The following is a 19,323-nucleotide window of genomic DNA, read 5'->3' as shown; positions in this document are numbered from 1 at the left end:
CTCTGACGGCGCCTGCACATGCTGTCGCCCCACCGTCCGTTGTTCGCGGCTGCCGCTGCGCTGTGGCTGAGCAGCGCACTCTGGTGGAGCGCGTGCTTGTTGTGGCTGCTGCCTGCCGGTGTGCTGCCGGTGTCGGTCCTGCATGGCTGGCTGATGAGTCTGGGCATGATGCCGCTGTTCATTGCCGGCTTTGCTGGCACCAGCTTTCCGCGCTGGCTGGACCAAGAGCCGCTCGACGGCAGCCGGCTCCTGCTGCCCGCTGTGGCCGCCTGGCTGGCCTGGGTGGGCTTGCTGCTGGCCGATGCTGCGGGCCGGCGCGGCCTGGCCGCCGGGTTCGCAGCCGTGCCGGGCCTGTTCATGCTTGGCATCGCCGTGGTCCTGCTGCGCCGCTGTGCCCGGCACGGTGCACGCTTTTCAGTTCATGCCTGGGGCATAGCCGCCGGCTTGCTCTGGGGCGGCCTGTGCCAGCTGTGTGCTGCGCTGGCTGTGCTGGTCGAGCAGGCGACGTTGTTGCAGGCGGCTCAGCGCCTGGGTTTGTGGCTGGGCGTCGGCAGCATCTTCATGCTGGCCTTGCAGCGCTTGACGCCGTTTGTGCACCAGCAAGGCCGACGCGCGCCAGGCCTCTTGATCGGTCTGCTGCTCAGCCTGCTGCTGCGCGCTGGCCTGGACCTGGCCGCGCTCTGGGCCTGGCCGCTGCCAGCGCCGATGCACCTGTTGGCTGCTGCGGCACTGCTGTGCCTGGCGGTGTTTGTTTTGCGCGACGCGCAGCGGCGCGAACTGCTGGCCGCCCGACGCACGCCCCTGGTCGCCCAGCTTCATGCCGGCTATGTATGGCTGGGTCTCAGCCTGGCCTTGGACGCGCTGGCGCAAGGGGGAGCCGGATTGGGCCGCCCGGATCTGCAGCGCGCACTGGCCGTAGCGGCCCTGCATGCGCTGACGCTCGGATTCATGGGCACGACTCTGCTGGCCATGGCCAGCCGGGTCAGTGCGGTGCAGCAGGGCCGAAGCGTGGCCGTCGACCGAGGTTTGAGTTTGATGCAAGCCCTGCTGCAGTTGCTGACTGCTGCCCGTTTGGCTGCCGCGATGGCTCCTGTCTGGCCGGGCCTTGTAGACCTGCTGCCTGCAGTTGCGCTGGCTTACCTGGTTCTGGCTCTGGCCTGGAGCTTGCGCTATGGGCCGTGGCTGCTACAAAGAGGGAGAGGGAAGAGTCGTGAGCGATGAAGCGATAGGTGATTGCCACGCGGCTGTGTGCCCCGATTCGTCTCAGAAGGCTGCCATCAACTCATGGGCTCACTGGTCGGACGCTGGCTCAGGGCGGCGAGGCGCGCGGGATCCGGGAAGCGCAGCTGGCTGTGCTTCATCACGATCAGGCCTTGCTCATGGAACTGACGCAGGGTGCGGGACAGGGTCTCCGGTGTCACGCCCAGTTGCGCAGCCAAGTCGCGTTTGAACTGGATCAGGGTCAGACAGTCGCCTTGGCCCTTCAGCATGAACTCATGAAGCAGCCATTCGGCGAGTCGTGAGGGGAAGTCTTGAGTGGCCAGGGCCTGGCGCGACTCCAGGGCGTCACAAGCGCTACGACTCAGGCTGTCCAGCAGGGTGGCAAGCAGCACCGGATGCTGGCGGCAGAGATCCAGCACGGGCAGTGCCGGAAGCTCATAGGCCACCACCGGGCTGAGGGCCAGGGCGGACTCGGGGAAGGGTGCCTGGGTCCAGGCTGAGACCAGGTCCACCCATTGCCCCCCGTGCAAGGCCCGGCTCTGTCGCCAAACCCCTTTGTTGTCCTGTCTGCCCAGGCTGAGCTTGCCGCGGACTAGCAGCCACAAGCCGCCCGCCTGGTTGCGCAATCCATCGCTCAGAAGGCGCGCGCCTGTCCGCGCGCGGTGCCTGCATCCCAATAAGGCCAGCCTGATCAGAATCTCATCATGGCCGGCCAGTTCCGGCCATGCCTGCTGCAAAGCCAGGAGCAGGGCAGGGGACGGGTGGGCCGATCCTGACCTCGCGCTTGGCATGAGGCCTGTGCTCGTCGCTGTCGGCGGGAGCAGCACCGGGCCTGACCGAGGCTGACTTGGGTGCGATGCATGGCTGCTGGGTGTCATGATGGTGGCCTTTTTGGCGACTGCAGGGCAAAACCGGGGCGGCATGCGGGCCTGCATGCGGCCCTGCGTGTGATGGGCTCTAGTCGAACACCGATGGCCCCCGCTCGACCTTGAACTGGTGCAAGAATGCAGCGCTTTCCAGCACCTTTCCCTCATGCGATCCTGCTTGGACCTGCTGCCTCGCCGTTCAGGCATGGGCCGCTGCCTCGACGGACATCCAAGTTCCTAGACCCTGCCGTCTGACTCGAAGTCCATCGCCACAGCTCATGAATATCTCCTCGCCGCGTTTGCCCTGGTCATTGGGGGCCAAGCTGAACCTGATTGGCGCTTGCCTGCTCTTGCTGGCCCTCAGTGGCATCGGTCTGATGATGTCTTTCACCCGGCAGCTGGACGGCGGGGCTGCGGCGGTCAACGAAGCCGGCCGCATGCGCATGCAGACCTGGCGCTTGGCTCAATCTCTGGAGGGCGGCAACCCTGCGCTGATTGCGGGCCAGCTTGATCAGTTTGAGCAGAGCTTGCTCCTGCTCAGCCGCGGCGACCCCACGCGGCCGCTGGCCCTGCCCAAGGACCCGGCCACTCGCGCCGCATTTGTCGTGGTGCAGGACGAGTGGTTGCGCTTGCGCTCAGATTGGACCTCGGGCCCGGCGCCTCAAGCCGAACAAGTCGCGGAACGAGCGACGCAGTTTGTCGCTCATATCGATGACTTTGTGTCGGCGATTGAGTCGCAGCTGGCGAGCCTGACTGCGCTTCTCAACTGGCTGCAGTTCGCCATGGTCGGCCTGGCTTTGACGGCCGCCGCTGCCTTGCTGTATGCCGGCTACCGCCTGATCCTGCGGCCATTGAGCCGTTTGCATGCGGGCCTGGCTCAGGTCGGCCGCGGCGATCTGGAGGCGCGGGTGTCGGTCAGTTCGCACGATGAGTTCGGCGCCCTTTCAGAAGGCTTCAACGCCATGGCCGCCACCCTCCAGGGCCTGTATCAAAACCTGGAGGCCCAGGTGAGCGCCAAGACCCAGGATCTGGCGCTGCAGAACACCCGGCTGGCGGCGCTTTACCGGGCTGCCGACTGGGTGTCCAAGGCCGACAGCCTGCCCACGCTGGCCCAAGGCTTCGCCACCCAGCTCCGGGCCTTGGCTCAAGCCGATGCTTCGGCCGTGCGCTGGTCTGACGAGGGCAATCGACGTTACTTGCTGCTGGCCTCCGACGGCCTGCCGCAAGCCCTGGTGGACGAAGAGCAGTGCGTGCCGACGGGTGCTTGTTTTTGTGGTCAGACACTGGACAGCGCCGAAACCCGGGTGATCCCGATTCTGCCGCTGCAGGACGGGCCCGACGCAGACGCGAGAGCCATGCTCGGTCATTGCGAGCGCGCCGGTTTTCAAGCCGTCATCACCGTGCCGGTGCGCCTGCATGAGCGCATGCTGGGCGAGCTCAACCTCTTTTACCGCCAGCCCAAGGAGTTGGCGGCGGACGAACGCGCGCTGCTGGAAACCCTGGCCAGCCATCTGGCCGGCGCCATCGAGGGCTTGCGTGCGTCGGCGATGGAGCGCGAGGCTGCTGTGGCCGAGGAGCGCGGCCTGCTGGCACGCGAGCTGCACGACTCCATCGCCCAAAGCCTGTCCTTCTTGAAGATCCAGGTCAGCCTCTTGCGCCAGGCCCAGGAGCGCCAGCAGCCGGAGGCGGCGGCCCAGGCCGTGGCCGAGCTCGACGCTGGCGTGCGCGAGAGCCTGGCCGATGTGCGCGCCTTGTTGCTGCATTTCCGCACCCGCACCAACGGCGAGGACATCCTTCCCGCTTTGCAGAGCACCCTGCGCAAGTTCGAGCAGCAGTCGGGCTTGCAGAGCGAGCTCTCCATGGCCAATGACGGCCTGCCGCTGGCGGCCGATGTGCAGGTGCAGGTCCTGCATGTGGTGCAGGAAGCGCTGTCCAATGTGCGCAAACATGCGCAGGCGCGGCGGGTCTGGGTCAGCGTGCAGCAGCGGCCCTTCTGGCGTGTTGAAGTGCGTGACGACGGCTGTGGCTTCCAGCCCGATGCGGCGGCCTGGGACGAGACCCATGTCGGCTTGCGCATCATGCAGGAGCGCGCCGCCCGTATCGGCGGCCGGGTCGAGGTCAGCTCCGTGCCGGGGCAGGGCAGCCGCGTGGTGCTGAGCCTGGAACCCTTGGTGTCGGCTGACGCCGGTATTCAAAAAGGAAATGCATGAACGCTGAAAGTTCCAAGGCACGGGTCCTGGTGGTCGACGACCACAGCCTGTTTCGCCGTGGCCTGATTGCCTTGCTGGCCGGTGACGGCCGCTTTGAGGTGGTGGCCGAGGCCGGTGACGCGGCAGAAGCGCAGCGTCGGGCGGCCGAGTGCCAGCCCGACGTCATCCTGCTCGACCAGCATTTGCCCGGCGTGCTCGGCGCCGATGCTGTGGCTGGCCTGTTGGAAGTGGCGCCGGCGGCGCGGGTGTTGATGTTGACCGTCAGCGAGGACGAGGCCGACCTGGCCCGGGCCTTGCGCCAGGGCGCTTGCGGCTACCTGCTCAAGACCACGGACAGTGATGTGCTGATCCAGTCCTTGCTGCAGGTGCTGTCCGGGCAGTCGGCCGTCAGCCCGGAGATGACCAGCAAGCTGGTCAACGCGTTCCAAAGCCTGGGTCGGCAGTCTTCTGCTGCGGTCGCAGGCGCCCCGTCGACTGCCGAGCCGGTCGTGCCCGAGGCCCAGGCTGCTCCTTCGATTTCGCCTCGCGAACAGGAAATCCTGGCCCATATCGCCAAGGGCGCCAGCAACAAGGAGATCGCTCGCGCCCTGGGCATTGCCGAAACCACGGTGAAGATCCATGTGCAGCACATCCTGCGCAAGCTGGGCCTGAGCTCGCGCGTGCAGGCTGCGGTGTTCGCCAGCCAGCGCGGCCTTTGAGCCGCTCCCCTAGCCATCTTGCCTGAGGGAGTCGCTGTGCCCCATCGTTCCAATTCACCGCGCCCAGGCCCAGGGACGGCCAGGCTTGCCGGCTGGCGCGCTGCGTGCCTGGCCTGGCTGAGCGCCTTCCTGCCGGGCCCCCTGGCCATCGACAACCGCGAGCGCCTGCGTGTGGTGGCTGGTGCCAGTCTGGGTATTGGCTTGACGGCCTGGCTGTGCCACGCGCTGGCCGGCGCTCAGCCCAGCCCTTGGCTGGTGGCGCCCCTGGGGGCCAGCGCGGTGCTGGTGTTCGCCGTGCCTGGCAGTCCGTTGGCCCAGCCCTGGCCCGTGATTGGCGGCAACACGGTGTCAGCCCTGGTGGCCGTGCTCTGCATGCAGCTCCAAGTCGGGCCGGAGTGGACCGCAGCGCTTGCGGTGGGGGCGGCTATCGCGGCCATGATGGCGCTGCGCTGCCTGCATCCGCCGGGCGGGGCTTGCGCTTTGCTGGTGGTTTTGAATGGCATCAGCGACCCCGCTTTTGCCTTGCAGCCGGTGTTGCTCAACTCGGTCTTGCTGGTGCTCTGTGGCATGGTCTACAACCAGGCCACAAAGCGGCCCTATCCGCACCGTGCGGCCGCGGCCGTGCCGGCGGCCGATCTGGACCTCGACCAGGTGCTGGCGCGCTACAACCAGGTCCTGGACATCAGTCGCGACGAGTTGCGTGCGCTGATTGAAGACACCCAGCTGCAGGGCTATCAGCGGCGCCTGGCCGATCTGCGCGCCCGGGACATCATGTCCACGCACATCATCACCGTGGCGCACAGCTGGCCGCTGGCTCAGGCCTGGCCTCTGTTCCGCCAGCACAAGATCAAGGCCATGCCCGTGGTGGACGCCCAAGGCGAGCTCGTGGGCATCGTCACGCCGGCCGATTTTTTGCGCAGCCCGGGCTTCGACGCTGCGGCGGTTCTGGCGCCCGGCGGCCTGCAGGTGGGCCAGATCATGACGCGTTCGGTGCGGGTGGTCTCGGCCGATCGCCATCTGGCCGAGCTGATCCCGGTCTTCGCCAGCAGCGGCCACCATCACCTGCCCGTGATCGATGCGCAGCAGCGACCGCTCGGCATGGTCACCCAGTCGGATGTGGTGGCCGCCCTGTCCGGCAGCCTGCTGCGCGCTGCTCAGCCGACCTGAGCGACCGCAGCGCCTGCATCAGTGGAACAGGCCCAGCGGGTGGTGCGTACGCGCCACGGTCACCATCAAGCCCAGCACCAGCAGTGCGGCCAGCAAGCCTGCCGCGCGCTGGCCGCGGCTGCGGCCGCGCTTGAGGGCGATGCTGCCCAGCACGATGTAGAGCAGCAGCAGGCTCAGCTTGCTGGCGAGCCAGGGATCCCGGCCAGGGTTCAGGCCCAGCAGGGTCCAGAGGCTGAGGCCCGCGGCCAGCAAGGCCACATCGATCAGCACGCTGAGCCGGCGCGCCACCTTCTGCATGGGCCAGGCAGCGCCGGCCAACACGGCCAAGCCACGCGCTGTGAACAGGCTGGCGCTGCAGGCGACCAGGCTGATGTGGGCCAGCTTGATGACCGGGTAATGGGACTGCAGGAGCTGCAGCAGGGCGGACAGGTGCTCAAGAAAACTCATGGCCCGCCATCATCGCTCACCAGCGTCCGCGCAGGCTCAGGCGCCAGGTTCGCGGCGCCTCGGCCCAGGTGAACAGCGGTGAGCGCTGCGACAGCACGCTGTTGCCCAGATTGCTGACGCCCAGGTCCAGGTCGAGCTGGGGGCCCAGGCTGCGGCCCAGGCTGGCGCCGCTCAGGGTCAGGGCCGGCACGGCCTGCAAGGGCTGGCCAACAACGGCGGACGCCATCAGCTGACCGCTGCTGCGCTCCGTTCGAATCTGAGCACGCCAGGGCCCTTGCGCCCAAGCCAGTTCGGCTGCCACGGTGTGGCGCGGGCGTTTTTCAAGCCGCTGATCCTGGCCGTCACGGGCATCGAGGTATTGGTAGTTGAGGCCGGCGCTGAAGCCACTGCCGAGGCGTGCGCGGGCGCTGAGCTCCAGGCCGCGCAGGCGGGCACGGTCCACATTCTGGAAGCGGAAGGTGCTGCGTGGGCCGCTGCTGCTGACCAGCACGGGCACGATCAGGTCGCGCAGGCGGTTGTCGAACAGCATGGCCTGCAGTCCGGCATCCTGGCGGTCCCAGCCCAGGCCGATCTCCAGGCCGCGGTTCTTCTCGGGCTTGAGCGCGATGTTGGAGACGTAGGTGTACGGGCCCTCGTCTTCCTGGTAACCGGGGCTGATCTGCTTGATCGTGGGCGGCTTGAAGCCGGTGCTGGCCCCGCCCTTGAGTGTCCACTCGGGTGCGAGATGCCAGACGCCGTAGAGGCGCGGACTCCAGGCGGTGCCAAAGCGCTGGTGCTGGTCCTGGCGCAGGCCCGCGGTCAGGCTGAACTGACGGCCGAACTCGAGTTCGTCCTGCACGTAGAGCGCGTGGTGGCGGGCTGAAGCCCTACCGCCGGGCAGGCCCTCGTTGTCCAGCCGCTCCTGGCGGGCCTCGAAGCCGGCGCTCAGCTGTTGAGCCCCGACACGACCGCTCAATTGTCCCTCGAGCACCTGGTCCTTCAAAGTGTTCGGGCGCAGGCTGGCGACCCCGTTGCTGCGCGTGTTTTCCATGGCGATGCGACTGTCGTAGAGGCGCAGCAAGCTGTGCAGCCCTGCATCCACTCGGTTCACCCTTGCGCCTGCGCTGCCATTCCAGTCGGCCTCCCAGCTCAGGCTGCGGTGACGCCGCTGCAGCGCGGTGTCCGAGGCATAGACGCGTTTCTTGCCGCTGCGCTCGACGGCGAGGCCGTGACGATCTTCGTCGCCGCTGCGCAAGTCCAGGTCGAATTGATGGCCTGCGAGCGGCGTCCAGCGCAGGGCGAGGGCGGCGTCGCGGCGATGCCGGCCTTCGATGTCCGAGATGCGCGCATCGCTGGCGGCGGCCACATCGTCACGGCGACTGTCGGCCAGGCTGAGCCGTGCGCTGAGCTCGGGCGCCAGGGCGCCGCTGAGGCGCGCCGAGGCGCGGTGGCCGTCACCGCCGCGACCGCCCTCGGCCTGGCTGCCTTCCAGGCGCACAGCGCCTTGCCAGGCCAGGCTCGGGGCGCGGGTGATGATGTTGACCACCCCACCCAGGGCTTCGGCGCCGTAGAGCACCGAGAGCGGGCCGCGTACCACCTCGATGCGCTCGATGTCGTCGGTCGACAGCCAGTCGATCTGGAAGTCCGAGTGGCCGATCACGCCGTCGCTGGCGCCGATGCGGCGGCCATCGACCAGGAACAGGGTGTGGCGTGCGTCCATGCCGCGCAGGCTGAGGGTTTTGCGGCCGCTGATGGTGCGCCCGAACACGGCCACGCCGGGCTCGCCGCGCAGGGCTTCCAGCACATTGCCGGCGCCGCGCTGCTCGATCTGTTCCTGTGTGACGACGCTGATGGCGGCCGGTGCGTCCACCAAGGCCATGGCGTGGCGGGTGGCCGACACCACCACCAGAGGCAGTTGTTCCAGACCGCCGGCCGGGCCTGGAATGGCATCGGCGCTGGCCAGGCCGCTGACCAGGGCGCACAGGGCGGCGGCCGCGAGGGCGCGGCTGTGGACTCGTGGGCCAGCTGGAGGCAGAAGAAGGGCGAAGCGGGGGCGGGCAGGGTGGGCGTGGAGGGTCTTCATATCAAGGTGACTCGGTGTGCGATGAGCTCAGCTTGCGTGCAGCGGCGCTGGCGCGCCTTGACCCAGTTCGGGTTTGCACTTGGCTGAGGCGGCGGCGCCACGCGGGCCAGCGGCTTCATGGCCGGACCTTGAACCAGTTCAAGGACGGCGGCCGGGCGCGGCGGGACCATGCCGGCAAACCCCTGCATGGCGCAGGGCTTGCTGAAGTTCCATCCCGAAGAAGAGAGGTACGACATGAAGCTGAACCGAACCCATTTGCCACGGCCTTTACGCTATCCGAGCCACCTGAGCCTGCTGGGTCAGCTGGCCTTGCTGGTCTGCTTGCCGCTGAGCCTGGGCGTGCAGGCTCAGGAGGGCAAGAAAGACATCAGCCCGGGCGATGTGAAGTACCACGCTGCGCCCTCGGCACTCAGCGATGTGCCCATGGTGCAGAGCAGCAACCCCAAGGCGCCGCCCATGACTCAGGCCGAGTTCGATGTCGCGCGCAAGATCTACTTCGAGCGCTGCGCCGGCTGCCACGGTGTCCTGCGCAAGGGCGCCACCGGCAAGCCCTTGACGCCCGACATCACACTGGGCAAGGGCACGGACTATCTGAAGGTCTTCATCGCCTATGGCTCGCCCGCCGGCATGCCGAACTGGCAGACCTCGGGCGAGATGAGCGAGCAGCAGGTGGACCTGATGGCGCGCTACATCCAGCACGACGCGCCAACGCCGCCCGAGTTCGGCATGGCCGATATGAAGGCCACGTGGAAGGTGGTGGTGCCGCCCGAGAAGCGGCCGACCAAGAAGATGAACAACTACAACATCGAGAACATCTTCTCGACCACGCTGCGTGACACCGGCGAAGTGGCCCTGATCGACGGCGACAGCAAGCAGATCATCAACATCGTCAAGACCGGCTACGCGGTGCACATCTCGCGCACCTCCGCCTCGGGGCGCTATCTGTTCGTGATCGGTCGTGACGCCAAGATCAATATGATCGATCTGTGGATGGAGAAGCCCGACAACGTGGCCGAGATTCGCATGGGCCTGGAAGCCCGTTCGGTGGAGGCCAGCAAGTACAAGGGCTATGAGGACAAGCTGGTGATCGCCGGTGCCTACTGGCCGCCCCAGTATGTGATCATGAAGGGCGACACCCTGGAGCCGCTGAAGATCGTCTCCACCCGCGGCAACACCGTGGACAAGCAGGAGTACCACCCCGAGCCGCGCGTGGCCTCCATCGTGGCCAGCCACTACCGGCCCGAGTTCATCGTCAACGTCAAGGAAACCGGCAAGACTTTGATGGTGGACTACACCGATCTGAATGCACTCAAGACCATCGAGGTCGGCACTGCTCGCTTCTTGCATGACGGCGGCTGGGACAGCACCAAGCGCTATTTCATGGTGGCCGCCAACCAGAGCAACAAGATCGCCGTGGTGGACGCCAAGGAAGACAAGCTGGTGAAGCTGGTTGAGGTCAGCAAGATCCCGCACCCGGGCCGCGGCGCCAACTTCATCCATCCCAAGTTCGGCCCGGTCTGGAGCACCGGCCACCTGGGTGACGAGGCCATCTCCCTGGTCGCCACCGATCCCGTCAAGCACAAGCAGTACGCCTTCAAGGAAGTGGCGCAGATCAAGGGTCAGGGCGGCGGCGCGCTTTTCATCAAGACGCACCCGAAGTCCAAGCATCTGTACTCGGACACGCCGTTGAATCCTGATGCCGCGATCTCGCAGTCGGTGGCGGTGTTCGACATCAATGCGCTCGACAAGGGCTTCAAGGTGCTGCCGATCGCCGAGTGGGCGGGTATCAAGGACGACGGCGCCAAGCGTGTGGTCCAGCCTGAGTACAACAAGGCCGGTGATGAAGTCTGGTTCTCGGTCTGGTCGGCCAAGGACAAGCAAAGCGCCATCGTCGTGGTGGACGACAAGACGCTCAAGCTCAAGGCGGTGATCAAGGACCCGCGCCTGATCACGCCGACCGGCAAGTTCAACGTCTACAACACCCAGCACGACGTTTATTGACCCACCCCCGAGGCGCTGACGCGCCTCCCCCTCAAGGGGGCCGAGATGGGACAGGCGCACTCCCCGCGGACTGCGCCTCGCCCATCGAGGGACGATCGGCATGCTTGCCGATTGGCACGCCCGCAGGCCCGGCAAAGCCGGATCCTCGGGCGTCGTTGGAAGAACCCTGGAGCTACGCCCAGGGACTCGATGAGCCTGAAACGGAGAACTTCTGATGCGTACGATTGCACTACTGCTGGCCTGCCTCGGCCTGATCCTGCCCGCCGCCGCGGACACGCCCGAGGAGTCGCTGACCAAGGCCGGCTGCATGGCCTGCCATGCCAAGGACAAGAAGCTGGTCGGTCCGTCCTTCAAGGACATTGCCGCCAAATACAAGGGTCAGGACGCCGCGGCCGTGCTGGCGCAGAAGGTGCGCAGCGGCGGCAAGGGCGTTTTCGGCCCCATCCCCATGCCACCCAATCCGCCCGAGAAAATCAGCGATGCTGATCTCAAGGAGGGGGTGGGGTGGATCCTCAAGCAATGAGCTGACCTAGACCTCAGTCAGCCAGATGGGCGCCCATGGCCAGCTATGGGCGCCCATTTTCTTCGTGCTTGCAGCCGGCTCAGGCGCCAACCTCCCGCGCCTCCTGCAAGACCAGCTCCACCAGAGGCGCCAGCTCGGCCGCGCTGAAGTGGGGCGGCGCGTCGGCGAGGTTGGGCGCATCGCCCACCATCGCCACGATGCCCGGCCACTCGGGCCAGAGCATGGGCTTGCCCACGGCCGCCCGCCAGACCTCCAGCTTGGGGAAGTCGCCGCCCTTGAAGCCCTCGACCAGAACCAAGTCGCAGTCCTGGATGCGGCTGAGGAGGTAGTCCAGATCCGGCTCGGCATCGCCGCGCAGCTCATGCATCAGCGCCCAGCGCGTGCGGCCGAGCAGCAGCACCTCTTGGCAGCCGGCCTCGCGCAGGCGATAGCTGTCCTTGCCCGGGCGGTCGACCTCGATGTCCTTGTGGCTGTGCTTGATCAGCGAAACACGCAGGCCGCGGTCGCGCAGCGCTGGAATCAGGCGTTCCAGCAAGGTGGTCTTGCCCATGCCGGAGCGGCCGGCGATGCCGAAAACTTTCATGGGAGATGCTCGCTGCAAAGAGTCATGGGAATGTGCTCGCCTTGATCTCAAATAAGGCGGCGGGAGCGCGTGCGCAGCACAATGCGCGCATGGATCCTGGTCGCCGTTTTTTGTTCCGTCCCTCCATGGCACGCGCCGCCGTGCAAAGGCCGCCCGGCGCCGTGGCCGAGCCGGCTTTTCTTGCCAGCTGTACACGCTGCGACGCCTGCATCAAGGCCTGCCCGGCCGGCGTCATTCGGCGCGGCGATGGAGGTTTTCCTGAAATGGACTTCAGGAGCGCTGGCTGCGATGCCTGCGGGGCCTGCATACCGGCTTGCACGGTGTCGGCACTGCGCCCGCCGCTGCTGTTTCGCGACTGGCAGGCCCAGATCGGCGCGCAATGCCTGGCCCAACAAGGGGTGGAATGCCGGGTCTGCGGTGAGGCCTGTGACGCCGCTGCGATTCGCTTCAGGCCACGCCTGGGTGGCGTGGCCCAGCCCGAGGTCAGCCCGAGCGCCTGCACCGCTTGCGGCGCCTGCGTCGGGGTCTGCCCCTCGGGCGCGGTTTCAATGCGCCGAGCCTGAAGCCGCGCTGGCCGGTGGCAGGGTGATCTCACCTGCCTTGTGAGCGCCAATCGGCTGGGCAATCGGCGGCAAGGTGTGCGCGATGCCCTTGTGGCAATCGATGCAGGTCTGACCCGCCGAGAAGGCCGTCTGGTGCCGGGTCGCGGCGCGGCTGTTCTGCTCCGCATAGTCCATATAGCTGAAGTTGTGGCAGTTGCGGCACTCCTGCGAGTCATTGGCCTTCATGCGATCCCACTCATGCTGGGCCAGGACGGCGCGCTTGGCATTGAACTTCTCGGGCGTGTCGATCGAGCCCAGCACCTTGTGCAGCACCTCGTTGGAGGCCTGGATCTTGCGCCACATCTTCGGCCCCCATTCCTTGGGCACATGGCAGTCCGGGCAAGTGGCGCGCACGCCGGTGCGGTTCTGATAATGGATGGTGTTGCGGTACTCCACGTAGACGTTCTTCTCCATCTCATGGCAGGAGATGCAGAAGGCCTCGCGGTTGGTCCACTCCATGGCGGTGTTGAAACCGCCCCAGAAAATGACCCCGCCTGCAAAGGCCAGGCTTAGCAGCCAGAACAGCCTGGTGTGGGCAAAAGCCCAGGCGCGGCGAATCAGGTTCTTCACGGCAGCCTCCTGTTTACTTCATGCCCTTGGCACGTTCGTAGGTGTTGGCCACCAAAGGCTTGGCATCACTCTGCGGCACATGGCATTGGGTGCAGAAGTAACGGCGTGGGCTGACGGAGTCGAGCTCAATGCCGTCACGGGTCCTGAAGTGGGTGACGCTGATCTTGGTGGCTCCACTCTCCTTGGTCTTCTGCCAGGCGTGGCAGTCCATGCATTTGTTGAAGTTCTTGGTGATCTGATAGCCGCTGATGGTGTGCGGGATCAGCGGGGGCATCTGCACGAAGTCACGCTCACCGACAGGGTGGTCGCGCTCCTGGCGGTTGTTGGCGGGCGGGTTGTCCTGGTTCAGGGGCGTGCCTTGGCGCAGCCCTTCCAGTTTCACGGGCGCGGCTTTGTCGGCAGCCGCCGCCGGCCCGGCGGCCAACACGGAAAACGCCAGCAGCAGGCTCAGGGCGGGGCGAAGCAGGGGGGGGATCTTCATGGTCAGTCCCTTCGGGTGTCAAAGCGGTGGGTGAATCGGAAAACGGAGCTGTCGCACACATCGATGCAGCGGCCGCAGGCCGTGCAGTCGGGCGCCAGGATCAAGGGGCCGGCGTCCTGCTTGGCCTTCAGTGGGCCGACGATGATCTGCGGCTCGGGGCAGACGGCGAAGCAATCGCCGCAATCATTGCAGCGGCCGCTGTGGGCGGCCGAGACGCGCAGCAGCGGTTTGGCGCCGATCAGGGCGTAGGCCGCGCCCATGGGGCAGACATGGCCACACCAGCCGCGCGGCGCGACCAGCAGGTCGAACAGGAAGACGGCGGCCAGAGCGCCCCAGGCCAGGCTGCCGCCGAAAATCAGCGCACGCTGGGTCAGCGTCACCGGGTTGACTTGCTCCCAGACCGGGCTGCCCAAGGCCGCGGCGGCCAGCAGCACGCAGGCCAGCAAGGCGTGGCGCAGCTGGCGGCTCGGGGCGCGACCGCTGCTGATCTTCAAGCGCCGGCGTAGCCAGGCGGCCGCATCGGTCACCGCGTTGACCGGGCAAACCCAGGCGCAATAGGCCCGGCCCGCCAACAAGCCGTAGAAAGCCAGGACGATGGCCGCGCCGATCAGGGCGCTGGCGGCAGGCCAGAGCCCGTGTCGCAGGCCCGCGAGCAGGCTCTGGGCCAGCACGAAAGGGTCGCTCAGGGGCAGCACATCGAAGCTGAGGCTGGAAGCCAGATTGCCCTTGACCCACCACAGGCCGAACAGCGGGCCGAGCAGGAAGAGGCCGATCACGCCCAGCTGGCTGCTGCGGCGCAGAATCAGCCAGCGCTGGGCGGCCCAGCGGCTGCGAGCGCTCAGTCCAGTGGCGTGCTTCGGCCTGCTCATCGCTGCGGCTCCGATGAGGCTGTGGCATAGGGCTGGGCGCCGCTGCGCAGCGGGCCGATGTCGCTGCCGCCTTCGGGCAGTCGTTGCTCAGGCTGGGCGAAGCGGGGCTTGCCCTGGCGGTTCTGGTCTTCCCAGCCCTTGCGGTAATGCGGGCCCAGCTCGCCCTGGGCCAAGTCGCGCGGCAGCACCTTGATGGCCGGCTGCGCCAGCACGCAGGCGCGCTCGCACTTGCCGCAGCCGGTGCAGGCCTCGGCATGCACCGTGGGCAGCAGCATGGCGTGGCGGTCGCTGCGTGGGTTGCTTTGTTTTTCCAGTGAGATGGCGCTGTCGATCAGTGGGCAGACGCGGTAGCAGACATCGCAGCGCAGGCCGAGGAAGTTCAGGCAGCTCTCATGGTCGATCAGCACGGCCAGGCCCATGCGGGCCTCGGCGATGTCCTGCAGGCCGGGGTCAAGCGCGCCGGTCGGGCAGGCCTTGACGCAGGGGATGTCCTCGCACATCTCGCAGGGGATCTCGCGCGCTTCGAAGAAAGGCGTGCCGATCGCCACCTCGGCGGCCAGGCCGGCGCCCCATTCGCTGAGCTTGAGGTTGTGCGGCGGGCAGGCGCGCACGCACAGGCCGCAGCGCACGCAGGCGGCCAGGAAGTCGGGCTCGGCCAGTGCGCCCGGCGGCCGCAGGGCCTGGGCCGGGTGCGCTTGCGTCGGGCGCGAGAGCACGGCCGCCGCCCCGGCCAGAAGGCCGGCGCTGGCGGTGGTGCTGGCGCCTTGCAGCAGCGCGCGGCGGCTCAGGTTCATGTGCTCACTCCGGCTCGGCTCAGCTCGGGTTCAGGCCTTGACGACCTTGACCGCGCATTTCTTGAAGTCGGTTTCCTTGGAGATCGGGCAGGTGGCGTCCAGGGTCAGCTTGTTGACCAGGCGGCCTTCATCGAAGAAGGGCACAAAGACCAAGCCTCGCGGCACCTTGTTGCGGCCCTTGGTCTCGACGGCGCAAGTGATCTCGCCGCGGCGCGAGGCTACCTTGACCTTCATGCCGCGCTGCAGGCCGCGGTCCTTGGCATCGTCGGGGTGGATGTAGAGCAGGGCCTCGGGCACGGCACGGTGCAGCTCGGGCACGCGCCGCGTCATGCTGCCGGTGTGCCAGTGCTCGAGCACCCGGCCGGTGCACAGCCAGAGGTCGTACTCTTTGTCCGGGCTCTCGGCCGGCGGCTGGTAGGGCAGGGCGAAGATCACGGCCTTGCCATCCTTGTGACCGTAGAACTTCACGCCCTCGCCCTTCTTGACATAGGGGTCGTAGCCCTCGCGGAAGCGCCACAGCGTTTCCTTGCCGTCGACCACGGGCCAGCGCAGGCCGCGGACCTCGTGATAGGTGTCGAAAGGGGCCAGGTCATGACCGTGGCCGCGGCCGAATTCGGCGTACTCCTCGAACAGACCCTTCTGCAGGTAGAAGCCCAGCTCCTTGGACTCGCTGTTCATGTAGTCGGGGATGTACTTGCCGTTGATGCGGCCGACATCGGCGAGCGGGAACTTGTTGACCTTGCCGTTCTTGAAGAGCACGTCGAACATCGTCTTGCCCTTGTACTCGGGCTTCTTGGCCAGCAGCTCGGCCGGCCAGACCTCTTCCATCTTGAAGCGCTTGCTGAACTCGATGAACTGCCAGAGGTCGCTCTTGGCTTCGCCCGGTGCGCTGACCTGCTGGCGCCAGACCTGGGTGCGACGCTCGGCGTTGCCGAAAGCGCCTTCCTTCTCGACCCACATGGCGGCGGGCAAGATCAGGTCGGCCGCCATGGCGCTGACGGTGGGGTAGGGGTCGCTGACCACCACGAAAGCCTTGGGGTTGCGCCAGCCGGGCAGGATCTCGCCGTTGATGTTCGGCCCGGCCTGCATATTGTTGTTGGTCGTGACCCAGTAGCACTTGAGCTTGCCGTCCTTGAGCGCGCGGCTCTGCGCCACCGCGTGCAGGCCCACCTTGTCAGGGATGGTGCCGTCGGGCAGCTGCCAGATTTCCTCTGTGTGCTTGCGGTGCTCGGGGTTGGTGACCACCATGTCCGCCGGCAGGCGGTGGGCAAAGGTGCCGACCTCGCGCGCCGTGCCGCAGGCGCTGGGCTGGCCGGTCAGGCTGAAGGGGCTGTTGCCGGGCTGGCTGATCTTGCCGGTCAGCAAGTGGATGTTGTAGACCATGTTGTTGGCCCAGGTGCCACGGGTGTGCTGGTTGAAGCCCATGGTCCAGAAGGACACCACCTTGACCTTGGGGTCGGCATAAAGCTTGGCCAGGTCTTCCAGCTGCTTGACCGGCACGCCCGACAGCGCGCTGACTTTTTCGGCCGTGTAGTCGGCGACGAACTTGGCGAACTCCTCGAAGCTGATCGGCGTAGCGTCATTCGGATTGCCCTTGGGCTTGCCATCGGCGCCGGGGTAGCCATTGCTCTTGGCGTCTTTCTCCAAGGCATGGGCCGGGCGCAGGCCGTAGCCGATGTCATCGGCGCCCTTCTTGAAGTTGACGTGGTTCTTGATGAACTCTTTGTTGATCTTGTTGTTCTTGATCAGGTAGTGGGCGATGTAGTTCAGGATCGCCAGATCGGTCTGCGGCTTGAAGATGATGGGCTGGTCGGCCAGGTCGAAGCTGCGGTGCTCATAGGTCGAGAGCACGGCCACCTTGGTGTCCGGGCGGCTGAGGCGGCGGTCGGTGATGCGGCTCCACAAGATGGGGTGCATCTCGGCCATATTGCTGCCCCAGAGCACAAAGGCATCGGCCTGCTCGATGTCGTCGTAGCAGCCCATGGGCTCGTCGATGCCGAAGGTGCGCATGAAGCCGGTGACCGCGCTGGCCATGCAGTGGCGAGCATTGGGGTCCAGATTGTTGGAGCGAAAGCCCGCCTTCCAGAGCTTGGCGGCGGCATAGCCTTCCCAGATCGTCCACTGGCCGGAGCCGAACATGGCGATGCCGTTCGGGCCGTCGGTCTTCAGGGCCTCTTTCCACTTGCTGGCCATCAGGTCCAGGGCTTCGTCCCAGCTGACCGGTGTGAACTCGCCTTCCTTGTCGTAGACGCCGTTCTTCTTGCGCAGCAGCGGCGTGGTCAGGCGGTCCTTTCCGTACATGATCTTGGACAGGAAGTAGCCCTTGATGCAGTTCAGGCCTCGGTTCACCGGGCTCTCGATATCGCCCTGGGTGGCCACCACCTTGTTGTCCTGCACGCCCACGACGACGGAGCAGCCCGTGCCGCAGAAGCGGCAGGGTGCCTTGTCCCAGCGTACGGCGCTGTTGCTGGTCGGCGCCTTGGCGGCCGCGCCGTGGACGGTGATGGGGATGCCGGCGGCGGCCGCGGCGGCAGCAGCGGCCTGCAGTTTCAGGATGTCGCGACGATCGACTTGCATGAGGTGCTCCCGTGGCCGCAAGCCGTCTTGGCTGGCGCCCGTGAAATGAAGATGTAGATGAAAAGCATGGTCCTGGAATTGGCGCGTTTGCGCCTTGAACTGCTTCAAGTTTTTGCGGTGTCCAGCTCGCTGAGACGGGTCCGCCAGCCCTGTGCCGGCTCCTCGTGGCCGGCCGGCGCGGGGGCATCCGGGCCGCTGTACTCGAACACCAGGGAGGTGCCCAGCACATCGGGCCAGAGCGCGATGGCACCGAGCTGGGCCGCGGCGGAGATCTGCTCGCAGTCCTCCATCACCAGGACCAATCGGCCGTCATCCGGGTTGTGTGTCAGTTCCACGCCGGGCAGGGTCGCGAGCCGAGCGCTCACATCGGATACATGCTCGGGCCGCATGCGCAGCACCACGCCGAGAACACTCATGGGGAACTCCTGTTCATGGCCGGGGCGCCGAAGCTGTACCGGCCGGGGTTGATGGGGGCGCAGCCGAGGCGCGAGGCCCCTGCGCGCGGGCGGCGACCAGGCCTTGCGCCGCCAGCTCGCGCAAGGGGTGCTCGGCTGGGGCGATGTCTTGCAGGCGCTGCCAATGGCGGATGGCGCCGGCTGCGTCACCCTGGCGCATGGCACGGGTGCCGGACAGGGCCAGGGCCTTCAAGTGATCTGGCGCGATCTGCAGCGCGCGCTGCAGCAGGGCCGCCGGTTCGCCTTCCAGCGAACCCTGCTGGCCGCTGGCCATGACATCGGCCAGATCGGCCATCAGGTCGGCATCCTCGGGCCGCAGGGCCAGGGCGCGGCGGTAGGCGGCGATCGAGGGTTCGCTGCGGCCCAGTACCAGGTAGGACCGGCCCAACATGGCCCAGCCGGCGGCGTCCTCGGGCTGCTGCTGCAGGCGGCGGGCCAGGCCCGCGACCATGGCCTCGGTGCGGTCCGGCGGTGCCTCGGGCGAGATGGCCTCGGGCTGACCCTTCCAGGCATAGCCACCCGCGCCGACCAGCAGCACCAGGCTCACGCAGGCAGCGATCAGGCGCTGGGAGGGACGCGGCAGCGGCGCGGGCGGCGGCGCCAGCACCTGGGCGGCGATCTCCTGGCGCAGCCGGTCCAGCCGGGCTTGCAGCGCGGCCTGGCCTGCAGATTCATCGGCCGCGGCGCTGCCGTTCAGCTGGGCTTGCAGGGCCAGGCCTTGGCGGCGCAGCGCTTGCAGTTCCTGTTGCTGTTCTTGCGTGGGCCAGCTCATCGGATGTCTCCCTCCTCTTCGGGCGCCGCCTCAAAGGCTTCATCGGGCTGGCGTGCCCGGCGGCGCAGGTTCAGCACCAGGCCGGCCAGGGCGGCGGCCATCAGCAGTGCCGGGCCGGCCCATAGCAGCCAGGTGTTGGCTTGCAGCGGCGGCTTGTAGAGCACGAAGTCGCCGTAGCGCTCGGTCATGTAGTGGATGATTTCTTCGTCCCGGCGGCCGGCCTGCAGCTGTTCGCGCAGCTGGGCCTTCAAGTCCATGGCCAGCGGCGCATGGGAGTCGGCGATGGTCTGGTTCTGGCAGACCAGGCAGCGCAGCTGCTGGGCCAGGGCCTGGGCGCGGCGGTCCAGCTCGGCGGTGCTGGCCTCGGCCCGGGCGCATGACATGGCGCCGAGGCTCAGCAGCATGAGGCAAGCAAGCAGACACGC

General features: G+C 67.1%; 20 protein-coding genes. 7 read left to right on the top strand and 13 right to left on the bottom strand.

The features are described from left to right. Nucleotides 1-18 precede the first annotated feature (18 nt). Nucleotides 19-1,221 carry an NnrS family protein gene (locus tag C1O66_RS08635; RefSeq protein WP_102767501.1) on the top strand — a complete coding sequence of 401 codons (1,203 nt, stop codon included), beginning with the start codon at nt 19-21 and terminating at the stop codon, nt 1,219-1,221. A 56-nt stretch (nt 1,222-1,277) separates the two neighbouring features. Here the strand turns inward: C1O66_RS08635 and C1O66_RS23875 are convergent, their stop codons facing one another. After that, the gene (locus C1O66_RS23875) at nt 1,278-1,751 is read right to left on the bottom strand and encodes a Crp/Fnr family transcriptional regulator (protein WP_165794535.1); all 474 of its coding nucleotides are present in this window, start codon (nt 1,749-1,751) and stop codon (nt 1,278-1,280) included. 614 nt (nt 1,752-2,365) lie between these two features. On the opposite strand from C1O66_RS23875, the gene C1O66_RS08625 reads away from it, so the two are divergent. From C1O66_RS08625 to C1O66_RS08615, 3 genes are read left to right on the top strand one after another with little or no spacing between them, the layout of a single operon-like run. After that, complete coding sequence (locus tag C1O66_RS08625) at nt 2,366-4,297, top strand: type IV pili methyl-accepting chemotaxis transducer N-terminal domain-containing protein (RefSeq protein ID WP_102767499.1); 1,932 nt, start codon at nt 2,366-2,368, stop codon at nt 4,295-4,297. After that, nucleotides 4,294-4,995 (top strand): LuxR C-terminal-related transcriptional regulator, encoded by a 702-nt coding sequence (locus C1O66_RS08620; RefSeq protein WP_102767498.1) that lies wholly within the window; start codon nt 4,294-4,296, stop codon nt 4,993-4,995. Before C1O66_RS08625 ends, C1O66_RS08620 begins: the two co-directional genes overlap by 4 nt. 36 nt (nt 4,996-5,031) lie before the next feature. Continuing rightward, complete coding sequence (locus C1O66_RS08615; RefSeq protein ID WP_243392749.1) at nt 5,032-6,162, top strand: HPP family protein; 1,131 nt, start codon at nt 5,032-5,034, stop codon at nt 6,160-6,162. An 18-nt stretch (nt 6,163-6,180) separates the two neighbouring features. On the opposite strand, the gene C1O66_RS08610 is transcribed toward C1O66_RS08615, so the two are convergent. From C1O66_RS08610 to C1O66_RS08600, 3 genes are read right to left on the bottom strand one after another with little or no spacing between them, the layout of a single operon-like run. After that, nucleotides 6,181-6,609, bottom strand: a complete 429-nt coding sequence (locus tag C1O66_RS08610) for a SirB2 family protein (RefSeq protein ID WP_102767497.1) — start codon at nt 6,607-6,609, stop codon at nt 6,181-6,183. A gap of 16 nt (nt 6,610-6,625) precedes the next feature. Further along, a complete protein-coding gene (locus C1O66_RS08605; RefSeq protein ID WP_102767496.1) occupies nt 6,626-8,671 on the bottom strand; it encodes a TonB-dependent receptor plug domain-containing protein in 2,046 nt (681 codons plus the stop codon). Next, nucleotides 8,668-8,907: a hypothetical protein gene (locus tag C1O66_RS08600; protein ID WP_133155137.1), complete on the bottom strand. Its 240-nt coding sequence runs from the start codon at nt 8,905-8,907 to the stop codon at nt 8,668-8,670. The genes C1O66_RS08605 and C1O66_RS08600 overlap by 4 nt, the downstream gene beginning before the upstream one ends. Here C1O66_RS08600 and C1O66_RS08595 point away from each other — a divergent pair. Then, nucleotides 8,906-10,672: a cytochrome D1 domain-containing protein gene (locus tag C1O66_RS08595; RefSeq protein ID WP_207795923.1), complete on the top strand. Its 1,767-nt coding sequence runs from the start codon at nt 8,906-8,908 to the stop codon at nt 10,670-10,672. The two genes, C1O66_RS08600 and C1O66_RS08595, sit on opposite strands and share 2 nt — an antisense overlap. Before the next feature lie 214 nt (nt 10,673-10,886). Next, entirely contained in the window at nt 10,887-11,195 is a 309-nt protein-coding gene (locus C1O66_RS08590; RefSeq protein WP_102767494.1) for a c-type cytochrome, read from the top strand. Nucleotides 11,196-11,274: 79 nt separating this feature from the next. On the opposite strand, the gene mobB is transcribed toward C1O66_RS08590, so the two are convergent. Beyond that, entirely contained in the window at nt 11,275-11,778 is a 504-nt protein-coding gene (mobB, locus tag C1O66_RS08585; RefSeq protein ID WP_102767493.1) for a molybdopterin-guanine dinucleotide biosynthesis protein B, read from the bottom strand. 89 nt (nt 11,779-11,867) lie between these two features. On the opposite strand from mobB, the gene napF reads away from it, so the two are divergent. Further along, nucleotides 11,868-12,341 carry a ferredoxin-type protein NapF gene (napF, locus tag C1O66_RS08580; protein ID WP_207795922.1) on the top strand — a complete coding sequence of 158 codons (474 nt, stop codon included), beginning with the start codon at nt 11,868-11,870 and terminating at the stop codon, nt 12,339-12,341. Here the strand turns inward: napF and C1O66_RS08575 are convergent. The 8 genes from C1O66_RS08575 to C1O66_RS08540 form a co-directional block, all read right to left on the bottom strand. Then, the gene (locus C1O66_RS08575; RefSeq protein ID WP_102767491.1) at nt 12,324-12,950 is read right to left on the bottom strand and encodes a NapC/NirT family cytochrome c; all 627 of its coding nucleotides are present in this window, start codon (nt 12,948-12,950) and stop codon (nt 12,324-12,326) included. The genes napF and C1O66_RS08575 overlap by 18 nt on opposite strands. A 13-nt stretch (nt 12,951-12,963) precedes the next feature. After that, nucleotides 12,964-13,431 carry a nitrate reductase cytochrome c-type subunit gene (locus tag C1O66_RS08570; protein ID WP_102767490.1) on the bottom strand — a complete coding sequence of 156 codons (468 nt, stop codon included), beginning with the start codon at nt 13,429-13,431 and terminating at the stop codon, nt 12,964-12,966. A 2-nt stretch (nt 13,432-13,433) separates the two neighbouring features. Beyond that, nucleotides 13,434-14,300 carry a quinol dehydrogenase ferredoxin subunit NapH gene (gene napH / locus C1O66_RS08565; RefSeq protein WP_102767489.1) on the bottom strand — a complete coding sequence of 289 codons (867 nt, stop codon included), beginning with the start codon at nt 14,298-14,300 and terminating at the stop codon, nt 13,434-13,436. Next, nucleotides 14,297-15,094 carry a ferredoxin-type protein NapG gene (gene napG, locus C1O66_RS08560; protein ID WP_102767488.1) on the bottom strand — a complete coding sequence of 266 codons (798 nt, stop codon included), beginning with the start codon at nt 15,092-15,094 and terminating at the stop codon, nt 14,297-14,299. The genes napH and napG overlap by 4 nt, the downstream gene beginning before the upstream one ends. A 30-nt stretch (nt 15,095-15,124) precedes the next feature. Continuing rightward, nucleotides 15,125-17,671: a nitrate reductase catalytic subunit NapA gene (gene napA / locus C1O66_RS08555; protein ID WP_102769552.1), complete on the bottom strand. Its 2,547-nt coding sequence runs from the start codon at nt 17,669-17,671 to the stop codon at nt 15,125-15,127. Between the two features lie 104 nt (nt 17,672-17,775). After that, nucleotides 17,776-18,087 (bottom strand): chaperone NapD, encoded by a 312-nt coding sequence (locus tag C1O66_RS08550; protein ID WP_102767487.1) that lies wholly within the window; start codon nt 18,085-18,087, stop codon nt 17,776-17,778. A gap of 13 nt (nt 18,088-18,100) precedes the next feature. Continuing rightward, a complete protein-coding gene (locus C1O66_RS08545; RefSeq protein WP_102767486.1) occupies nt 18,101-18,898 on the bottom strand; it encodes a tetratricopeptide repeat protein in 798 nt (265 codons plus the stop codon). Continuing rightward, a complete protein-coding gene (locus C1O66_RS08540) occupies nt 18,895-19,302 on the bottom strand; it encodes a cytochrome c-type biogenesis protein (RefSeq protein WP_279305044.1) in 408 nt (135 codons plus the stop codon). Before C1O66_RS08540 ends, C1O66_RS08545 begins: the two co-directional genes overlap by 4 nt. Between the last annotated feature and the right edge of the window lie 21 nt (nt 19,303-19,323).

It is taken from the genome of Paucibacter aquatile, assembly GCF_002885975.1.
Lineage (GTDB): Bacteria > Pseudomonadota > Gammaproteobacteria > Burkholderiales > Burkholderiaceae_C > Paucibacter_A > Paucibacter_A aquatilis.
This window is presented reverse-complemented; position numbering and strand designations above follow the sequence as displayed.